This window comes from Imperialibacter sp., assembly GCF_040222815.1.
In the GTDB taxonomy this organism is placed as follows: domain Bacteria; phylum Bacteroidota; class Bacteroidia; order Cytophagales; family Cyclobacteriaceae; genus Imperialibacter.
This window is the reverse complement of sequence record NZ_JAVKCH010000036.1, coordinates 91,766-111,604: the sequence shown is the minus strand read 5'-3', so window position 1 is coordinate 111,604 and position 19,839 is coordinate 91,766. Positions and strand designations below refer to the sequence as shown.

At 45.0% G+C, this 19,839-nt stretch carries 15 protein-coding genes; 11 read left to right on the top strand and 4 right to left on the bottom strand.

The genetic code is table 11. From position 1 onward, the window contains the following. The first annotated feature begins 60 nt into the window (after positions 1-60). The 8 genes from RIF36_RS17690 to RIF36_RS17655 all read left to right on the top strand — a co-directional run bounded on the left by RIF36_RS17690 (position 61) and on the right by RIF36_RS17655 (position 9,501). Positions 61-783 (top strand): TolC family protein, encoded by a 723-nt coding sequence (locus RIF36_RS17690; RefSeq protein ID WP_350075434.1) that lies wholly within the window; start codon positions 61-63, stop codon positions 781-783. A 37-nt stretch (positions 784-820) separates the two neighbouring features. After that, positions 821-2,926: a nucleotide-binding protein gene (locus RIF36_RS17685; protein ID WP_350123124.1), complete on the top strand. Its 2,106-nt coding sequence runs from the start codon at positions 821-823 to the stop codon at positions 2,924-2,926. A 14-nt stretch (positions 2,927-2,940) separates the two neighbouring features. Further along, positions 2,941-4,158, top strand: coding sequence for a glycosyltransferase family 2 protein (locus RIF36_RS17680; RefSeq protein ID WP_350123127.1), 1,218 nt, complete (start codon positions 2,941-2,943; stop codon positions 4,156-4,158). A 37-nt stretch (positions 4,159-4,195) separates the two neighbouring features. Beyond that, a complete protein-coding gene (locus tag RIF36_RS17675; protein ID WP_151997518.1) occupies positions 4,196-5,674 on the top strand; it encodes an O-antigen ligase family protein in 1,479 nt (492 codons plus the stop codon). Positions 5,675-5,697: 23 nt separating this feature from the next. Further along, positions 5,698-7,032, top strand: coding sequence for a lipopolysaccharide biosynthesis protein (locus tag RIF36_RS17670; RefSeq protein ID WP_350123130.1), 1,335 nt, complete (start codon positions 5,698-5,700; stop codon positions 7,030-7,032). Between the two features lie 61 nt (positions 7,033-7,093). Further along, a complete protein-coding gene (locus RIF36_RS17665; RefSeq protein WP_350123133.1) occupies positions 7,094-7,984 on the top strand; it encodes a glycosyltransferase family 2 protein in 891 nt (296 codons plus the stop codon). A gap of 108 nt (positions 7,985-8,092) precedes the next feature. Further along, a complete protein-coding gene (locus tag RIF36_RS17660; RefSeq protein ID WP_350123136.1) occupies positions 8,093-8,737 on the top strand; it encodes an SRPBCC family protein in 645 nt (214 codons plus the stop codon). A 551-nt stretch (positions 8,738-9,288) separates the two neighbouring features. After that, positions 9,289-9,501, top strand: coding sequence for a hypothetical protein (locus RIF36_RS17655; RefSeq protein WP_350123139.1), 213 nt, complete (start codon positions 9,289-9,291; stop codon positions 9,499-9,501). A gap of 202 nt (positions 9,502-9,703) precedes the next feature. On the opposite strand, the gene RIF36_RS17650 is transcribed toward RIF36_RS17655, so the two are convergent. Together RIF36_RS17650 and RIF36_RS17645 are read right to left on the bottom strand one after the other, a co-directional pair. Further along, positions 9,704-12,322, bottom strand: coding sequence for an FtsX-like permease family protein (locus RIF36_RS17650; RefSeq protein WP_350123142.1), 2,619 nt, complete (start codon positions 12,320-12,322; stop codon positions 9,704-9,706). A 633-nt stretch (positions 12,323-12,955) separates the two neighbouring features. Further along, entirely contained in the window at positions 12,956-13,294 is a 339-nt protein-coding gene (locus RIF36_RS17645; RefSeq protein WP_350123145.1) for a PadR family transcriptional regulator, read from the bottom strand. A 150-nt stretch (positions 13,295-13,444) separates the two neighbouring features. On the opposite strand from RIF36_RS17645, the gene RIF36_RS17640 reads away from it, so the two are divergent. Further along, positions 13,445-13,870: a hypothetical protein gene (locus RIF36_RS17640; RefSeq protein WP_350123148.1), complete on the top strand. Its 426-nt coding sequence runs from the start codon at positions 13,445-13,447 to the stop codon at positions 13,868-13,870. Here RIF36_RS17640 and RIF36_RS17635 read toward each other — a convergent pair. Continuing rightward, on the bottom strand, positions 13,860-14,825 hold the full coding sequence (locus tag RIF36_RS17635) for an IS1595 family transposase (protein ID WP_350123151.1): 966 nt from the start codon (positions 14,823-14,825) through the stop codon (positions 13,860-13,862). The genes RIF36_RS17640 and RIF36_RS17635 overlap by 11 nt on opposite strands. Then, positions 14,822-15,256 carry a hypothetical protein gene (locus RIF36_RS17630; RefSeq protein ID WP_350123153.1) on the bottom strand — a complete coding sequence of 145 codons (435 nt, stop codon included), beginning with the start codon at positions 15,254-15,256 and terminating at the stop codon, positions 14,822-14,824. The genes RIF36_RS17635 and RIF36_RS17630 overlap by 4 nt, the downstream gene beginning before the upstream one ends. A 421-nt stretch (positions 15,257-15,677) precedes the next feature. Here RIF36_RS17630 and RIF36_RS17625 point away from each other — a divergent pair, with 421 nt between their 5' ends. Both RIF36_RS17625 and RIF36_RS17620 read left to right on the top strand, forming a co-directional pair. Beyond that, positions 15,678-17,366 (top strand): NACHT domain-containing protein, encoded by a 1,689-nt coding sequence (locus tag RIF36_RS17625; RefSeq protein ID WP_350123156.1) that lies wholly within the window; start codon positions 15,678-15,680, stop codon positions 17,364-17,366. Further along, positions 17,363-19,786 carry a hypothetical protein gene (locus tag RIF36_RS17620; RefSeq protein ID WP_350123159.1) on the top strand — a complete coding sequence of 808 codons (2,424 nt, stop codon included), beginning with the start codon at positions 17,363-17,365 and terminating at the stop codon, positions 19,784-19,786. The genes RIF36_RS17625 and RIF36_RS17620 overlap by 4 nt, the downstream gene beginning before the upstream one ends. Positions 19,787-19,839: the final 53 nt, after the last annotated feature.

Sequence of the window (19,839 nt, the reverse complement as noted above, 5' to 3'; positions counted from 1 at the left end):
CTAATAAATCCCGATCAGGGAGCGCTCTGCTATAGATTTGTATTATCAAATAAACTAGTTATGCGCTTATTCATCTTTATATGTTTACTCTCTCCCTTGGCGGTTTTCGCTCAGCAAGAGATTGACGTGGCTAGGGAAATCGAGCTGGTTGAGGTGCTTCTTACTAACGAAGCGGCGATCGACAGCCTGGTCGATCTGGCACTTGTCAATTCTTACTACCTCAAAAGCTTTGACGCCGAACTCGCCCAGCAGTACGAAAATGTGAAGCAGGAAAAAAACAAGTGGCTTTCTACCTTCAGAATGGGCATCAACTTTTTCTCTCTAAACACTTCAGTAGATGGCCAAAACCAGTCGGTAACTACAGCCGGGGTACTCCCCAACCTTGGGGTGACGCTTAGTATTGACCCTGAAAAATTCATCAATCGTGGTAGCTACATAAGAAAAGCGGAATACAATATTGTGCGAGCCGAAAACTCCTTAAAAAACCAACGAAAGGCTGTTCGCTCCCAGGTAATCGACATTTTCTACACTTATCTGGAAGCACTAGGCATTGCGCAGCTAAGAATCTCTGCCAACCAAACGCAAAGTGAGCAGGTGACCCTGGTAACAGAGCGATTCAGAAAAGGTGAGGCAGGCATGGAAGAAGTGCTGCTTATTCAGAATGGAATGAACCTCACCCAGGAAGCAGTCCTCAAATCCGAACTGGCAGTAAGGAAAATCCGCCGACAAATTTCAATCATGATCTCAGATACTGAAGCTGCATCTGCCACTTCAGAGCAATAAAACCATGGACCAACTAATAGCAATACTCAGAACATTAATGAAGCACTGGCTTAAGCTTGTGCTTGTGCCTGGGCTAACTATGGCGTTGATCATCTACATGACGGCCAATGGCCAAAAGACTTACAAAACAGAAGCGAAACTCTACCTCAACCTACAGGAAAGCAAAAGCACCAGCCTTACGGATGAGGACATGAAGCAATACCAGATCCACACGGTATTCCAAAACATTGTGGAACTGCTGAAGTCAAAAAAACCTATAGAAAGGGTAAGGATCAAAGCAGTAAGAAAAGGTCTTGAAGATGGAAACATTTTTTCAATTGGGAATGAAAGCCTTGTTGCCAACAGAGAGGAAGTGCTGAAACGTCTGGATGAAATGGAGCACAACAATGAGCAATTGCGCCCCAAGCAGTTTCCCGACACCCTCATCGCCAGCTACCTCGACTTCCATCAGCTACAGATTGAAAGACTGAAGGATATTGTGATGTCGTACCGCATCATGGACAGCAACTTCATGAAGTTTGAGCTCTCAGAGCATATCCCTGAAAAGACACAAATAATAGCTAACCTGTTTATTGAGGCCCTGATCGATGAAAACCGTGAGATTGCCAAAAACAAAATCAAGAGTCATAAGGACTTGATTGAAGGGCTAGTGAACAAAGCAAAAGCAGATCTTGATGAAAAAATCAAGAAACTCGAAAACTTCAAAGTAGAAAACAGCATCATCAACCTTGGCGAGCATACCAAAGCCATTGTGGTGTATCTGGTGCAGTTGGAAGGCACCCGGGCCAACCTGATGGCCAAGGTGAGCTCCTCAGCGAAAGGTAAGTCAGAAGTACTGAGCACTGTGGCAGCAGGCAACGCCCTCTCGCTTGACCTCACCACCAACGCTGAAATTGTGCAGCTAAAGGAAGACCTGAAGAGACTTAACCGTCAGGTCCTTACTACTAGTCTTGAGGAGAACAATGCTGCAGCCCTGGCGCAGGTGAAAAGCAATGTGGAAACCACAAGAAAAGCTATCAATGCGAAACTCATAGAGCTGACCGGTAAGAGCCCCTACGACCCAAGCAGGATACAGCTGGAGCTGGCCAGCAAGTACCTCAACTATGACCTTGACACAGAAATCAACGCCGACGTGTTGAGCATCATTGAAAATGAAATCCAAAGGGTCACAGGGTATTCTAAAAAATTCGCTCCGTTTGAGTCCACCATAGTGGCATTGGAGCAGGAGATAAGCACGGCACAAAACGTGTATCTGGTGTTGCTAAACAAGCTCAACCTGACCCAAACCATGGAGTCAAGCTCTGGTGAGAACATGATAGAGGTGATTGACCCTCCATATCTTCCCACTAAGCCGGAGCCTTCAAAGAGACCTGTTATAGTGGCAGCCGGTGGTATCGCAGTTTTCGTGTTAATGGCAGCTGTGTTCATTATCATTCAGTTGCTCGATGCATCCATCATCAGTGTGGAAAAATTTGAGAGAAGTTCATCGCTGCCAGTCATTGGTGCCCTCCCAAGAATAACAGCGAAGGAAAAAGACAAAAAGCTAGCCAAAGCACTTCAACTCATACATCAGCAGCAAATACTTCAGTTGTTGCAAATGATCATGAGCAAATGCTTCGACGATGAGGGCATACTGATGCTAACCTCCAGCCAGGCAGGTGAAGGCAAGCACTACGTCGCACTGGAGCTTCAATCGCTGCTGGAAGGCTCCGGGAAAAAGGTCGCCTTTGTTGACGCCGACTGGATGAACGAGAACACCTACGAGTCTCTCATTGACTTCAAGCCCTTGGTGGAGAACAATGGTTTGATAAAAAACAGAACCAAAATTGTAGAGTCGCTGGATAAGATGAAAACCGAAAACGACCTCGTTGTGCTGATCACCTCCCCTATCAACATCAGCGCTGAGGCAGGCTTCTGGATGGAACTCTCTAAACACGTGCTATATATATTCAGCGCTAATCGCATCATCACCAAAGTCGATCAGCGAGTCGAGAAGATGCTATTGGAGTCCAGGCTACAGTTCCTGGGCACGTTGCTCAACAGAGTCGATGTTGAGAACATGGAAGACTACCTGGGCGAAATACCCAAGAAAAGAACCTTCATCAGACGGATCACCAAGAAATTGATAACAAGAGACTTTTAGAAATAATGACAGCTATGCAGTTTATAATGTACCCAATCGCCTTCTTCCTGCTCTTTTACAGCCTTTACTGGCTGGCGCTCATCGTATTGGGATATGCCAACCCGAAGGCAATGGGGGAAAATAAAAACCTAACCAACCCACACCTGCTGCTTGTGCTACCAGCCTACAAGCCTGGCCCCATTTTCAAGGAAGTGCTTAATTCTATTGAAAAAGCTATCAAGGCAAGAAAGAACATCCACGTTTATGTATTGCTTCAGGAAGCTGACAGCGAATATGCCGATTTTGTAAAATCAAAAGGCTTTTTTGTCGAAGAGAAGAGCTTTGGACACCTGGGCGGTAACTCCTATCAACATGCACTGCGACACATTACCCATACTATTCACTGCGAATGCGACAAAGGTACCTGGTGCCCTGAATTCCTTATGCTGGTGGACAAAGACAACCTGCTCGACGAAGACTATTTCAACAATATTCCTGAATCACTTTACGATAGCTACGATATCATACAGGGCAAACGATCGTCTTTGTCGGTAAACAACTCGGTTGCTTTCTTCGACAATACCACGGAAGCGCTAAACGACACCATGTTCCGCAAGGCGAAACAAAATATGGGCATGATGATCGAAATCAGTGGCAGTGGCGCATTAATTGAAGCTGAGCTGTTTTCAGAGGCCATCAACGACCTCGACCCCAAAGCTCCTGGCTTCGATAAGAACTTTATGGTACAGTTGCTGAGTCGCAAACGGGATGTACGAACTATCTACTGGCCCGCCAGCGAGCTTTACGAAGAAAAGACTTCGGCCCTTGAAGCGCACAACCCTCAGCGCTTGAGATGGTTTGGCGAGCAGTACTACAACGCCCTTTATCATGGCAAAACACTACTTACAGCGGCATTTACTTACCGAAGACTGGCAGCTTTCGACTATCTCATCACACTTTGGAGGCCGCCCAGGTCTATTCAGGTGGTGATCACGCCAATGGTGGCGGCTTTGGAAATCGGATGGTATGCCTATTTTGGCAGCTGGCCTTTGTACTTGCCATTGTTTACCGCATCGGCGGTCGTTCTTGGACTGGCTGTGGCCTTGTTTCTCATTAGCCAGAAAGCGCTGGGAACCGCATTAAAGCATGGCCTTCAGCTTCCAAAATTGGCTTTCAACAACCTTTTCAATGCTGCAAAAAGTGTCAAGAAGGAAAACCATGGCAAGTTTATCCACACAACTCACAAACTTTAAGAATTTGCCTTTCAGGAGGTAGCTTCTGGCAAGATAAATGAAAAACCTCTCTCCATCTTCAGGAACTATTCTTGGCCGGTTTATCCGGGGTGAGGGAGGTATTCCTCCATGGATGCAGTGGGTGCTCTGGCTTTGTCTTGTGCCCGTCGTTGCCCAACTAATGGTGGCGAAAGGCATTATCGTGGCCTTAGGCATTATTGTGGTCGTAGTAGCACTGCCAATTGGCGTATCTGCCCTTTGGAAAACGGAAATCGGCATCTATATCATGCTGGGGCTGGCCTTTTTTGTCAGCATCCCCAACAGGCTTTTTGAAGGCATTCCCATGGGCATTTTGCTTGATGTGGTTATCGTTACGATGCTGGTGGGTGTGCTCTACCGAAGTACATACAACAAGGATTGGAGTACCTTTTCAAGTCCGTTCGGCATTTCTATTTTGCTATGGGCGGGTATGAATGTTTTTGAGCTATTCAATCCGATGGCGGCTTCACGACAAGCCTGGTTCTTTGTGATAAGGCCAGCCGTGGGTTATCTCATGCTGTTTTTCCTTACTTATGACATGCTCACCACGCCCAAAAAGATGTACAGGTTACTGTTTGTCATCCTTGGGCTTTCATTGTTTTCGGCCAGCTGGGGAATCTGGCAGGCCAACTTCGGCTATTTCAGTTGGGAGTATAATTACGTGGTTAGGCACGACGTCATGCACCTCGTTTTCAACTACGGCCGCTGGAGAGCGATAGGTAGTATTGGATCTCCCGCCCAGTTTGGAATATTGATGGCTTTCATTTCCATGCTTTGTGTGGCACTGCTCACAGCTTTCAAAGGCACATTCACCAGGCTCTTTCTTTTGGCTACCTTTCTTGCCACCCTGATGGGCATGGTATACTCCGGCACCAGGTCTGCCTATGTCATCATTCCCATATTCTACTTTGCGTGGGTGGTGCTTTCAAGAAACAAGAAACTCTACTACTCGGTAATCTTTGCCGGTGCGCTGATGGTGACGGTGGCCGTAATGCCAACCAACAACTACCACATTCAACGGATTCAAAGTACTTTCAAAGCATCAGAGGATGCCTCCTACCAAACCCGTGCCCGCAACAAGGCCATCATTTTCCCCTGGATCCTGAAGCACCCCATTGGCGGTGGGTTAGGGTCAACGGGTGTGTGGGGGCAGCGTTTTTCACCCGGTACCTTTCTGGCCAACTTTCCACCTGACTCTGGTTTGATCCGTGTGGCCGTGGAGTTGGGCTGGATAGGCTTGCTTTTCTTCCTAAATGTGTATTACAACATCCTTGTAAAAGGCACCTTCCTTTTCTGGAAAATGAAGAATAAACGCTACAAGGCCATTGTCTCCGGCATGATTTGCGCCATAGCCCCGCTACTCGTCGTGGAATGGGGACAGGAGGTCGTAGGTGTTTTTCCAATGAGCGTGCTTTTCTGGCTGTTTGCCGCCATTATGTTTCGATCCATCGATTTTGACCAGAAAGAGCAGGCTGAGCAAGCTAAATTTGAATCATAATTCAATGAAAGGCTTACTTGCTAATGATTTCATTCAGAAATAAAATATGGTCGTTACTAAACAACGGGATTGAGTTCGCCCTGGGCATAGGCCTGGTAGCAGCCATCACCCGGATGTATAGTACCGAAGACACAGGAGCCTGGTTCCTGTTCATCGCCATATTTGCCATGGCAGGCAGCCTCAGAGATGCCCTCATTCAGTCGGCCATGGTGAAAAGCACCGCTGGCATAACAGGTAGCTCAGCCCACAGTTCACTAAAGACCAACCTGACCGTGATGCTGTCTTTCGAACTCGTCACCAGCCTCGTTATTGTTGCGATAAGCTTTTTCCTGAGCACTACTCTGGGGAAGTTTATGCTTTTCTACCCACTTTATGCCGTTCCGAATGCATGGTTTCGCTGGCAGGTTTTTTTCCTGAGAAGCCAATTGCAGATCAAAGAGATATTTATTACTAATCTACTTAACCTTTGCACCATTATCGTTTTGTTCGTTCTACTCTACCTGAACAAAGCGGAAGTCATTTACCTGGTGCCCACCATGGGAGCCGGGAGCATAGCGGGCGGCATTTTTGCCTCGTTCTTCCTTCCCTACAAGCAAATCGCCAAGTCGACTACTGCGAAGGAAAACCTAAAGTTGATCCGTCATTTTGGCTTTTTCGCCATGCTGCGGGAAGCTACTTCTGCGGTGTCCTCAAGGATAAGTTTGTTTTACTCCAGTGCGCTGCTCAGCCTTCAGCAGACAGCCTTTCTGGGGGTATCGCAACGTTTTTCACAAATCGCCCTTTTGCCTAACAATGCCTTCCAGTCGATCCTTTTTCCCAGTCTGGTGATGCATGTGAACAAAGGCGACCTCAAAGCAGCCAAACACACATTCGAAGACTCTATTGCCCAGCTTCTGGCCTTCACCATTCCATTTGCACTGACAGGCGTTTTCTTATCGCCTTTCATTCTGGAATTGGTGAGCGGCCCAGAATACAGGCAATCCTGGTCCATACTCGCCATTTACCTTCTGCTGGCTACCATCATAACGCCTTTTGGCGCAGCCTTTGGCAGCATGGTGACCGCCATGGGAAAACCTCAAACGGCATTCCGCATTGTACTGGTTAACAGCATATTGAATATCGGCATTGGCTACCTGCTCATGCGCAACATTGGCCTGATGGGAGCTCCGCTTGCTATGGCCATTACTGAGCTGGGAGGGTTTATCTGGATCGGCACAATACTCAAAAAAGAGGCTGACATCAGCATCGTTTCCACATTTGCAAAAATTCCCGGTGTCTACTTGAGAAGTATCGGAAAAGTGCTGGGCCTAATGAAAAAGCCAGAAACCTCATTAAAAGCGACGGAGGTGATCGAATGAAAAAACTATCGACAGCTACCGGGTACACCACGCCCATTCTAAAACCTGAAAATTTTTCGCTATGGATATTTCGGTAATAATTGCGACCTATAACAGACGGGATTCTCTAAAGGAAACCCTGGATGCTCTTAGCCGCCAGGACTTCTGCCATCTTTCTTACGAGGTAATTGTGATCAACGATGGCTCCACCGACGGAACCGTTGAATTGCTTGAGGAATACTCTGTTTTCGGCACCATTGGTCTTCGTTTCTTCAATCAACAAAACCAGGGCCCTGCTGCTGCAAGAAATCTGGGGATTCAGTATGCAAAAGGAAGAATAGTCGCCTTCACTGACGACGACTGCATCCCTTCACAAAACTGGCTATGTACGATTGATGCTCAATTTAAGAATAGCGACATAGTGGGTTTGCAGGGAAGCACTTTTACTGACAAGGATAAAATCACACCTCTGACTCACCAGATAGATAATACACAAGGCAACAAAAGCGTTCCTACTTGTAACGCTGCCTACCTGAAGAGTGCTCTTGACGCCGTTGGCGGATTCGATACGGAATTTCCTTTTCCGCACAACGAAGACGCCGACCTGGCCTGGAGAATACAGAAAAACGGAGAGATTGGATTCTGCGCTGATATGCTCGTATATCACCCACCCCGCATGGATACCTTCACGAAGGTTTCCAAAAGGATGAAGATCATGGAAAGTGAGTTTCGCCTATTCTACAAGGATCCGGAAAGCTACCGGAAAAACAGAGGCAGCTCACCCTGGCAAATCATCTACTGGGAGGTAATGATAAAGACACAATGGTATTATTTCAAAACAAGGTTTAAGTACCTGAAAAGACCAAAGCTGATGTTCCAGGGATTGGCCCTGACTTTCATCTGGTGGTGGGACCTGATCAGGTTTTATCCCAGATTTTGGAACGCCAATAAAATACATAAGAAAATGTTTTGAGTGGTTTTAGAGTAGGTTTAGGAAAAAGGCACCTCATTTTGAGCGTGCCTTTTTATTTTGCTTTTCGTATCTTGATGCTGCAATGCTCACATATAATGCTGAGATATAATGTTGAGATACTTTTTTTATTCGCTGCTTACTACATTTTTTCTGTTTGGTTTTACCTGCCGTTCCCAGCCCCAGTGGACAGTGCTGGAGGAGCTCAATGGCATCACCCTCTATGAATCGGACCACAAGTGCGACACGCTAAGGAACTTCATGGCGGTTTTCACTGTGCCAGCCAGTGTCAAAACCTGTGTCAACATCCTTTACAATACTGAATTCCATACCGATTTCATGGATGGTATGAAGAGCAGCGAGCTTATAAAATACCATCACGAAAAGTCCCTTGTCTTCTATCAGGTGATCGATTTGCCATGGCCCATTCCCAACAGAGATATGGTTACCCTGGCTACATTCAACCACACACCTGACTTCAAAACTGTAACGGTGAACCTCCGCTCTTCACCACATGAAAAGGAAGCTACCTCTATGACAAGGGTGAACGTACCCGAGCGGGAATGGAGCTTCTCTAAAAATGGAGAGCGTTCTACTCATGTAACCTATACCTACCGCACCAACCCCAGCCATTTTCCTTCTATGCTGGAAGATACCTTCACCATCGACGGGCCTATGAAAATGATGAGCCGGTTCAAAGAACTGGCTACTAAAGAAAGTCGCACGCCGGTAAATTTGGTTTGGATCAGGGATTGAAAGGCTGCTTCGTAGGATGGGGCTGCACCGCCATCCTTTTCTTATTACACCCTTTCAGGGCTTTGATTTCAGACATCACATGGCAACACCGTACAAGGCCGTCGACACTGGGTTCGTCAGGTCTCGGCACGGCCAATTAGCCACTCTGAAAGAGCCGTCAGACACCGGGTGGGTGCATTGCCAGGGGTTCCTGCCTTCATACTTCCACCATCTGCAACTTCTCAAAATGGAGCTTCATTGCCACTAAGGCACGAGGACACAAAGGATGCACGCAATATTTCTGGTCCGCCGAAGCTTTAGCGAAGGCGGGTCGGAGCTGCTGAAGCTTTAGCGAAGGCGGGTCGTCCGACTAAGCTTCAGCGTAGGCGGGATTGTCCCTGGATTTATCCTCACGCCGTGCTACTCATACCTCAGCGAATCCATAATTAACCAATCGTTTTAACCAAACATTCACTCAAAACCTTAAATTGCATTAGAAAGAGATGAGCAGGGTTATTTGAGATCATGATCAATAGCCGCAATCAGAAAGACAAATATCTCTAAAAGAACAAATGCCAACCCCTACTCAAAAGAAAAACCGAATCACCATCCTGGATTCATTCGAACAGATGAACGAATCTGACATCCAGGAAATGGCTGCGACCTCTCCATATGAGCGAATCAAAAACACGGTTGACTTAACACTGAGGGCTTATGGGGTCACAAGGGCCCAGCTTTCGAAAAGGAGGCGTGCTACGAGGGTTGAGATCACCAGGAACGAATGAATCTTTTTGTAGAGTCGCATCAAAAGTTACTCATACAGCTTACAAAGGCTGAGGTAGATTTCATCATTATAGGCGGCTATTCAGTCATTTTTCACGGGTATGCGAGAACAACTTTGCCGAAGCCTCTGGCACAGGCTAGCTCCATCCCCGCATGTGCCTTCACTTCTAACCGTCTTCGGGTGTGTCTTCACACCCGGCTGTTCTACTCATATCTTAACGAATCCGACGGATTGGTCGTCGCAGCTCTAAACGCCTGCAAGCCCACCATGGCAATCGCCAGCACGATGAAAAACACTGAGGGCAGCACATACGTCAGCACACCGGGTGTAATATGGTACTCAAAATTGGCCAGCCACTCGCCGATGGCATAAATGGTTAAGGGAACAGTAACCGCAATGGCTATACCCACCATCACCACAAACTGCCGGCTCAGCAGCCCCAAAATCCCCTGGTTGCTGGCACCCAGCACCTTGCGGATGCCTATCTCCTTGGTACGGCGCTGTACCTCAATGGCTGCCAATCCCAACAGGCCAATGCATGAAATCATGATCGCCAGCACGGAAAACACCCTGAAGATTCTGAACATGCTGTACTCCTCTTTGTAGAGTGCGTCGATGCGATCATCAAGAAAGCGGTAATGGAAAATGCTGGCTGGAGCCACGTCCTGCACAAAGTTTTCGAGGTAAGCCACCGTCTGCGGCACATTCTCTGCGTCGATTTCTACCAGCATATAACCTGTCCACCATGGTTTATACTCTATCACCAGCGGCTCCACCTCCCTGTGCAGGGAGTAGTAGTGAATATCATCGATCATGCCGATAATCGGCCCTCGCTCATTCCTTGTCATCTGCTCGGCCATCTCTCCTACGGGGTTTTCTATCCCCCACAGGTCGGCCAGTTTTTTATTGATGATGTAGACACCTCCTGTGTCGGCTTTCGGCTGAAATGTGCGCCCCGACAGCAGCTCAATGTCCAGGGTGCTGAGGAAGCCCTCATCTACCCGCAAAACATTGACCGACGGGTAGTCAGCATCCGGATCCATGGAGGCCAGCCGGAACCCCTCCACGCTGAGCTGGTCGCCCATCAGGTTCGACGACAGACTCACGTCCTCAATGGCCGGATTTTCCTTCAGCCGGGCAAAGAGACTTTCCCGGTTCTCCACTAGCTGCTCCTTCATTTTGCCGTAGGTTTTTACCGCCACCACATGGCTGGCCGAGAAGCCCAGGTCTTTGTCTCTTACAAAGTTCATTTGCTCTGTTACCGCCACTGTGCTGATAATGATGAACAGCGACAATACAAACTGAAATACCACCAGCCCCTTGCGGAAACCAGACACGCCGCTCGTGCGGGCATCCCGCTTGGCCGACAAAGCCCTGATAGGTGTAAAGCCCGACACCACAAGTGCTGGATAGGCACCGGCCAGCAAGCCGATCAGCAAGACAATCCCCACTAAAAACACCAGGTATTTCAGCTCGAGCAATTGCATGGCTTCAATGCCGGATCCAGCCAGCGAGTTGTAAAACGGCATGGCAATCGCACAAAGCAGCAACGCCACCAGGGCCGACAGCACCGATGTAAGGATGCTCTCTCCAAGGAACTGCTGTAGCAGCTGCCCCCTTTTGGCACCCATCACCTTGCGCATGCCAATCTCTTTGATGCGCCGCATGGAAATAGTGACGAAAATATTGACAAAGTTGACACAGGCGATGATAGTAATGAACACTGCTAGCGTGATAAAAATATAGATATAGGTGGCGCTGGAGTTTGGCCCCATTTCCTGAATCTTGTTTGACCCCAGGTGGATGTCGGTCAGCGGCATAAGCTCATAGAAGAAATTTTCCGCCTTTACCTCTGCCATCCCCTCTTCTGTAATTTGCCTGTAGTCGATTTGAAAGTCGAGCATTTTGGTCATGGCACTTTCGGCTTGCTGCTGGTTGTCGAACAGCACATAGGTGTACATAACCATCCAGCCTTTGTTACTATACCAATCGGCATCTACCCATTTCATAAAAGTCGGCATGGAAACCAGCAGCTCGGCTTTAATATGAGAGTTGGTCGGCAGGTCTTTGATCACGCCGGTCACTTCAAATTTGTCGTTCTCATTCAGTTCGATGGTTTGGCCAACCGGATTGTCTGTTCCAAATACTTTTTTCGCCAGCGACTCGGTAAGAAGAGTGGTGCCTGGCCGGGTGAGGGCTCCTTCCGCAGTGCCGTTTACAAACTGGTAGTCAAACATATCGATGGCTGACTGATCGGCCAGGTACACATGCTCCACGTCAAAGAAGTCTTCGCCCACATTGAGCACAGTAAGCTCCCCACCAAAGTCTGCAAAGCGGCAAAACTCCTTCACCTCCGGCATATAGGCTTTGAAAGCCTCTCCTTGCGTGGGCGACGACTTGGCCCAGGTGGTGGCAGCCAGGCGGTAGATATTGTTATGTTTTGGATAAGCCTTTTCGTAGCTCAGCTCCTTGTCCACATGCAGAAAGATCATGAGACTGACGGCGATACCGACAGACAGGCCAACGATATTGGCCAGTGTATACAGCTTTTGGCGGGCCATGTTGCGGCCGGCGATTTTGAGGTAATGGGCGATCATTGTCATTTGATTAGTCTTTATTTGAGTTTTCCTTAGTCTTGTATTGTACAGCCGCATGAACATCAGCCCATTGGCCACATAAAGCCATTTGGCCTTCCAAAGCCCCTTCTCCTCCACCCAGCGGTCGAACAGCTCGAGCATATCGCCACGGATTTCATTGGCGTACTCCTCGCTGCAGTACCAGTCGAGCAGGCGGTTGATCCATTTAGGTGGTTGTTGTTTCATGCTTTTTATGTTTCACGCAAATCCCCGTGAGGGGGAAGCGCTAAGGTGCAAAAGTCTTCAGTCTCGTTTACTTTATTGCGTTAGAGACTGTCCGACTGTCCGACTCTCTGACTGTCCGACTTTCTCTTGTAACCAATTTTGTTCCCAGGTGTGTTTTCACACCGGGCTTTCACACTTCTCAAGGATGGGGCTTCACCGCCATCCTTATTCTATTGCGCCCCTTCAGGGGTGCCCGGCTCAGGGCTTGACGCAGGTGTCGGCACGGCCAGCTAGCCACCCTGAAAGAGCCGTCAGACACCGGTTTTTTTACTCGTCTTGCCGACGCCAGCACTACTATCCCCCGTCTTCCTTGCCCGCAGAAGCTTTAGCGTAGGCGGGCCGTCTCCTCACTCTCCGACTACTTACTATTCCCCCCACTCTCAACTTCTTCCACCAACCCGGCGGCTGACGGCTCTCTGCCCGCATGCCATCCCCGCCGTACCGACGCCTGCCACCGTTCACTCAACTCCGGACTTCCGTCTTCCCTCTCCTATCTTCCGCCTTCCCTCTCCTGTTTGTCCGTCTTCCGTCTTCCCTCTCCTGTCTCCCGTCTTCAAACTTCCGTCTCCTCACTCTCTTACTACTTACCAATTACTACTTACTACTTCCCTCCCATATCACCTTCGGAATATCCCTCCACATCCCATTCCTCAGCTCTCTCGCCTCGTTGATCACATTCTTGCCGAATGCAGTTAGTTCAAAAAGCCGCTTGGTACGTCCGCCCCGCTCCTCAGTGGCGCCGCCCATTTCCGATTGCAGCAAGCCTTTTTCCTGTAACCTTATCAAAGTGGAGTGCACGGTACTGATAGTAGCCGAGCGACCGGTGCGGCTTTCTATTTCATCTTTGATCGACAGCCCATAGGCCTCGGGGTACAGCACCCCTACCGCCAGCAGGCAGAGCTCTTCAAATTCTCCTATGGAAGTTCCTTTCATCAGTATATATTTTTACGCACTTATCCCGCTAATTCCAGTTTTCATGTTTATTTCTTAGTTTGGTACAATTTGTATTTAAGTAAATCAATTTGATACCTGTCGCTTATTATCAACTTGCTTTCCGTTGGTCTACCAAAAAAATCGTACTCCATGATGACTGATATAATTAAAATGATTGGCAATACCGATATTGTTAGTGATAGTTTCATTATTGAATACAAAACATTGATTGTATTAATAGCGACCACTAGTGTTCTGGTTAACATTATCGTACTTATCGCAACTGAAAAAAGAAAGAAAAGATATATCGAATGGAAGGAGACAAAAATCAACATTTTTGGATGGTACCAACGTACTTGGGAACGTAATGATGACAAGTTCATGAATGAACTATTTGATGATAACATCCGACTTGAAAAGGAGAATAACCTGCTCAAGAAGCGATACACTAATCTTTCTATTTCAGTTACATTAATTCTAGTCATTTCATTAATTGGTATTGTGTTATATTCTGTACCTAAAAGAATCGTAAAAACAGTAAAGAAGCCATTCACTAATGGAGACGCTAGCAGTTAGCTTTCTTTTTAGGTCTGTAAACAATTTTTTCGACTGCCTTGGTAGGCTTGTAATTTACTAGGCACTTGGGCTCTGTAAGGGCTCGTTTGATGAACTCTTGGAATAGGTCGTGCCGGGCTGACCTCCTGTTGTATATGTATTGAGCCTGAACCAAATACATAGGGAGGTATTTCTTACTGATCGCTACGTAATTCCCTTTGATGGAATTTTTCACAATTGACCAGAAGCCTTCAATTGTGTTGACATGGACTATTCCCTTGGAATATCCCTGACTGTGATTGATGGTTAAATGCTGGACTAGCTTATCGAATGATTTGTATGATTTGAACTCGTCGGTCATTACGATAGCGTTGTTTACATTAACGCTATCCTTCAGCACCTTCATTAGGCTACTGGCAGTGAGGTTTTGCACTACTTTCAAATACACGTTTCCGTTTCGCTCTACTACGCCAACAATAGGCGTTTTGGAAGTTCCACGACCACGCTTTGTATTGACGCTGGAAATGGATGGATGATTAGATGGAACCTTTCTCTTCTTACCTCCTACATAGGCTTCGTCCATCTCTACAATGTTGCTTAGCTCTATGCAGTCGTCAATCATTGCGCACCTAACACGCATGCCAACGTACCACGCCGTTTTGTAGCTACAATTGACGTTCCTTTCCAACTCCTTGGCTGCTATACCTTTCTTGGAGTTGAGGATAAGCCCAATCATTTGAAACCACTTTGGAAGCGGGAACCTGGAATGGTCGAATATGGTGCCGTTAAGAACTGAGAAGTCTTTGTTAGTAGCGTTGCAGTGGTAGAAGTTGGAATTACTACGCTTAGTCACTTGAGTAGTACCAGTGAACGGAGAAATTACTTTGCCATCTGGCCACCGAAGGCTTTCCAAGTAGGCAATACACTTGGCTTGCGTGTTGAATTTGGTCGATATATTTGATATGCTTGTGCTCATTGTTTTTTGGGTTTTTCGTTCTTGATTTTGCCTATATCAGACATAAAATCTTCGTCATACGATACCTTTAAATCTTTAAACTTTACCTTCAGGTTATGAGGCAATACAATTACCTCATCATCTCCAACAAGAGAGCCCCTACTTTTCTCTTTGTATAACAGGGCAGCAATTATCATGGCATTGTTATTAATGATGCTTTTAAGGTTAACATCGTTTTCTATTCTTAACTGAGCTTCCCTTGCCTTACGTGTTCTGTACCAATCAATAAGCAAAGCGGCTGACGAGAACACAACCATTCCCATAAACAATATAGTTTGCCAGTTTTCTGCAAAAATGTCTTTTAGATATTCCATATTGATTTCATTTAATGTTTGATAAATTGAACCTATGCCACCTAGGGCACCGATTACTTTGAAAATTTTGCTTTTCATGTAGGTTGAGTTTTGTTGATTTACTGAATATCATCAATTCTCTGTTCATGGTGCTAGTTTTCAAATCTTAGTTTTGTTCAATTATGTGGTTTTCAGTGTTAAACCTGCCTAAATAGCTCAGAAACGAAGATTATTTAGTGATTTCTGTATTTAGCGGGATAAGTGCGTATTTTTAGATAGCGGCTAGATCGGTCCACTTGATATGGCTTTCTCATGGCCACTCCACGAACTTGGTTTACGGCAAAGATAATTATTAGTTTCGGTTTTGCCGATGTAATATAAGGAAAGGCTTGGAAAGATACGAGCGCAAGTGGAAAAGTGGTCCTATGAATCATTTATTCAAAGAGACGGTGGGTGAGTTCGGGAAATGGGAAAATTGATTAATACCAAGTAAATTCAAACTCCACACAATTCATAGAGAATGACCAACGAGGATTTTCTTAGCCTGCTGTCTTCCGCAAGCTCCGTCATAAAGGTTCACAGCTTAGTAGAAAAACTTAAGGGGGATGGTCTCAATTACTATTTCGGCAAGGCTTTGCGACAAACAGCCATTAAACTTGACAAAGAGTTCGAAAAACAATTGTTTGGAAACAGCACAGAGTCAATTCTTCTAAAACAGGTAGATGAAATCGTAAGACACTTTGAGCCTTACGGACATTTGGCAAACCTACAGGATCAACTTGCATGGGGCATTGATTTTCATACGCTGCCCCCAAGTTTTTTTGAAACCTTCAAAAGAATTCTAATTGAGGAGATTAATAGGTTTCGTAAGCTTAAACCCGTCTTAGCAAATCACCTTCAAACTTTTCAAATTGATGAGACGCATAAAAAAGTATCGGCGATTCCAAGCATCGTTGAAAAACTCGACAAACTAATTTCTTTAGTCGAGGACTCTGACGTACAGTTGCCACCAAAAGTTATATATACCTTTAAACACCAGCACTTTATATCAAGGAGATTATACCCAAAGAGCTCCGAGACGCTATCGGAAAGTATCAGCCATTTCTTACTGGAATTAATCCAACACGACCAAGCAAAAGCTCCAAAAGAAGAAAAAAGGTTAGTTGTTCTTGGCTATGCAGGAAGTGGTAAAAGCCTTGAGATCGATTATCTACTCAGCAGGCTCTCAGAAGACCCTATTTACTTTCCTATGAAAATTAGCTTGGGAAACACTAATATAACTGATGACTGCATAGAGGAATTCTTTGACAAAAAACACCCGGGTTGGCGTATTCTAAATGTTGAGTTAGTGATTTTGATTGACGGACTAGATGAAGTTGGCGAGGATCATGTCGACAGTGTAAGAAATCAGATTCATCAACTTAGCGAAATAAAAGATGAATCTGCGATAGTAGTTACCTGCAGAAATAATGGATATTTTTTGAACGGGACTGAAGGTTACTTAAAAGGGTTTACCGTATATCAATTGCCACCCTTCAGCTGGCAAGAAGTTAATGACTATGTCACGAGTAAAATAGTAGGCTATCAACAACAACAAACCTTCCTGAAGAAAATTGATTCCCACGGGTTTCGTGATGACATGACAACTCCGTTCTATTTGGCTAATCTTGCCGACTTTTTTTTAGAGCGAGAAAACTCTCTACCTGAGTCCAAAACTGAACTTTTCGAATTCCTTATTGAAAACCTAAAAAAGCGTGAAAAGGCCAAATCGCATAAGAGAAGAGCTGCCATCAATAAAATTGAAACGGAACTGGACGAGGCCATAGCGAAAACTGCGTTTGTATTTCAATGCACAGATAACAACTTTCTTACAAATGGAGAACTCCAAAAAGTGATAATAAATAGCCGAGTTCTTGAAGCAATTAAGGACTGCTATGTGTTAGATAACGGTGGAGAAGAAAAATGGCAGTTTGAACATAATAACTTCAAGGAATATCTATGTGCCAAATTCCTAGCCTCGAAAGATTTTTCATTTATCGAGAAAATACTGTTCGTGCCAAAAATCAACAAAATAAAGCCCAGATGGTTAAACACCCTTGGATTCCTAATAAGTATACTACCTAAGAGTCAGGAACCCGCAATTTCTCTGGTCGATCACCTTAAGGATAGTGACCCAGAGTCGTTGGTAAGGATAGAAAAGATAAGTTGACTAAAGAAATTCGTGAGCAACTATTCGTACAGCTTTTTGAGACATATGTTCAAAAGGGAGTATATCCGCAATCACCGAAATTTACTACGGAAGACCTTGGCATATTCGCCTCAGATAGCGAAAATATCTGCAAATTTTTGATCGAACAGATCGATCTCAATAATTCTCATGTCCGCATCGACCTAAGTCTCTACCTGCTAGTCAGAAACAGTCACTGGCAGGAAAGAAAGGAAGAAGTGGCGAAAAAGATAAAACAGCTTCTAAAATCACCTGATAGTCCCGTCTCGATAAAAACAACTTCTATCTCGGCGTTAGGTTGGTTTAAAATTATAAACCGATCCTTAATTGACGAGTTGATGGAGACCCTTGACTTAAGTGATAAAGAGATTCAAGAGCGTTTCTATTACTATATCGCTAACTCGGATTTTCTGGAGGACTACTTTCCTTTTATTTTAGACTGTTACCTTAAAAAAGAAAGCCACTTTGATTTCAAATACGGCATTCTATTCTACTTGAAAAGGCCAGAAAGTTTCCAGTATATTCTGTCAGAACTCAATAAGCAAGAATTTAGACATAATCAGGATGGAAACATTGCAGATACGTTAATTGAAATGAAGAAGAAATTGATTTTCTCCGAAGACATTCCAAACATCGTATATGATTCTTTTAAAGCACACCTACAGTACTTCCCAAATGGAATTTTGAAGAGCTCGTTCATAGAATATATAGATAAATTCAACTTGCGAGAATTATTCTTCAAACAACTACTTGCAGACTATTTTGGTGATGGACAAGACAGCGCTTTTTATTGTCTACACCTCCTTCTCGATAAAAACAATGTAAGCTCTCTTATTACTGAATTAAGTAAGAAAGCTTTAGCTCTGGATCAGTTATTTGGCATACGGAACGTGTTATCTAGCGCCGACGATAAGGAGGCGTTCGAACTATTCTATAGTAAAATCAACAAACTATATGGCAATCAACTACAGTGGCAAGAACCAAAAAATATCCACCTGGAAACAACGAAACAAGAAGTCACATTCTTACATAACAAAGACTACTTCCTATCCGTGGGAGGCATCTTTTTCGGAGATTCTAAAAAAGCAATCGACAAAGACTATTTGTATTCTAGTGAATGGTTCAAAAAGCATGATGATCATTCAATGCTGGCAGCACTCAACATTCTAAGAAGAATCTTTGGCACCAAAGCAATGACTAAATCTCAGCTCGTTAAATTCGTCAACAATCGCCGTGAATGGGATTTTGTGAGGGCAGTCGAGTTAACTCAAATAATGCAGCGGCGTAATTATCCAATAGATGCCAAGACAGCTTCCTTTTTAGAAAAATGGGCTCGTAGAAGAATTGCCTCCAAGAGGTTTGAGAAGACTTTTTTTAGAAATAAAGATCGGGAATGGAGGTACTACTACCCCGAGCTTTTGGCCAGTGGCATTTGCCAATTCTTTGATTTAGAGTTGACAAATGCCGACTATATTAACCTGATTCGGCTGGACTGCCACTTAATCCCGTACATCGAGAACCAAAATAGGAGTGATCAAATTCGCTTAGATAATGTTTTAAGGGATTCCAGGTTAATAACTTACATAGTTAGCAAAATAGGCGAAGATCAAACAGAGCTCGAGATAGTCCGTAATCTTCGAGAAGCTGACTTGTATGAAGACATAATAAACCATCACTTGAGATTCCTGAGACTTAGGGAACGCACAGAACATAGAGAACTTTTCTTAAATAAGAACCTAAAAATTTACAGACCAACCGCCCTTGTATGGTTTGTAGAGCTTCTTGGAGATCTGGATATGGCAGTCAAAGAACTTAAACATATTGAAAATCACGAACGCTGGTCAGTTGTCGATGCCATCATCAAACGGGATAAAAATATCTTACACACATACTTAATAGAATCCTATGAAAAAACAGAAAGCGAGGAGGATAAAGCTCGAGCAATCACCTACTTGCTTAAATGCGACCAGGAAGTCGGACTTACTAAAATGAAAGACTGGATTACAACTTGCCGACATTTCACGTACAATTCGTGGGCAGAGTTGGCAGTTAACTCGTCATCAAAAAGAAAGCTGGAAGTCCTAAAAGAAATATGTTACGACTCTTTGGAAAACAACTATGGGGGAGACGGGCCCTTTGGTGAGAGAAGGAATTATTTGAACGCCTTAGCTGAATTGGGTAAATCAAACTGGAAGACTTATAAAGAAGTAAGTGAATTTCTAACAGCTATTGTTACTAACAATCCTGACTTAAGCTTCCTTCACGGAACTATTGCGGACATGGAATTTGATTTCTTTAAAAATCAGACTTATTCAATGAGTTTGGATGAAGTCCTAGTTTTGATCAATGAAAGTCAGTCCTCTCCTCAAGATGTTCCGAAGGGCATGTCGAAGCCTAAATAATGATGGATTTAAAACCCACCCTTATATTCACCCAAATTACGCATCATTCCCCG

Coding starts and splice junctions, on each gene's coding strand:
- RIF36_RS17690 (WP_350075434.1), top strand. CDS start 61: ATGCGCTTATTCATCTTTATATGTTTACTCTCTCCCTTGGCGGTTTTC.
- RIF36_RS17685 (WP_350123124.1), top strand. CDS start 821: ATGAAGCACTGGCTTAAGCTTGTGCTTGTGCCTGGGCTAACTATGGCG.
- RIF36_RS17680 (WP_350123127.1), top strand. CDS start 2,941: ATGCAGTTTATAATGTACCCAATCGCCTTCTTCCTGCTCTTTTACAGC.
- RIF36_RS17675 (WP_151997518.1), top strand. CDS start 4,196: ATGAAAAACCTCTCTCCATCTTCAGGAACTATTCTTGGCCGGTTTATC.
- RIF36_RS17670 (WP_350123130.1), top strand. CDS start 5,698: ATGATTTCATTCAGAAATAAAATATGGTCGTTACTAAACAACGGGATT.
- RIF36_RS17665 (WP_350123133.1), top strand. CDS start 7,094: ATGGATATTTCGGTAATAATTGCGACCTATAACAGACGGGATTCTCTA.
- RIF36_RS17660 (WP_350123136.1), top strand. CDS start 8,093: ATGTTGAGATACTTTTTTTATTCGCTGCTTACTACATTTTTTCTGTTT.
- RIF36_RS17655 (WP_350123139.1), top strand. CDS start 9,289: ATGCCAACCCCTACTCAAAAGAAAAACCGAATCACCATCCTGGATTCA.
- RIF36_RS17650 (WP_350123142.1), bottom strand. CDS start 12,322: ATGAAACAACAACCACCTAAATGGATCAACCGCCTGCTCGACTGGTAC.
- RIF36_RS17645 (WP_350123145.1), bottom strand. CDS start 13,294: ATGAAAGGAACTTCCATAGGAGAATTTGAAGAGCTCTGCCTGCTGGCG.
- RIF36_RS17640 (WP_350123148.1), top strand. CDS start 13,445: ATGATGACTGATATAATTAAAATGATTGGCAATACCGATATTGTTAGT.
- RIF36_RS17635 (WP_350123151.1), bottom strand. CDS start 14,825: ATGAGCACAAGCATATCAAATATATCGACCAAATTCAACACGCAAGCC.
- RIF36_RS17630 (WP_350123153.1), bottom strand. CDS start 15,256: ATGAAAAGCAAAATTTTCAAAGTAATCGGTGCCCTAGGTGGCATAGGT.
- RIF36_RS17625 (WP_350123156.1), top strand. CDS start 15,678: ATGACCAACGAGGATTTTCTTAGCCTGCTGTCTTCCGCAAGCTCCGTC.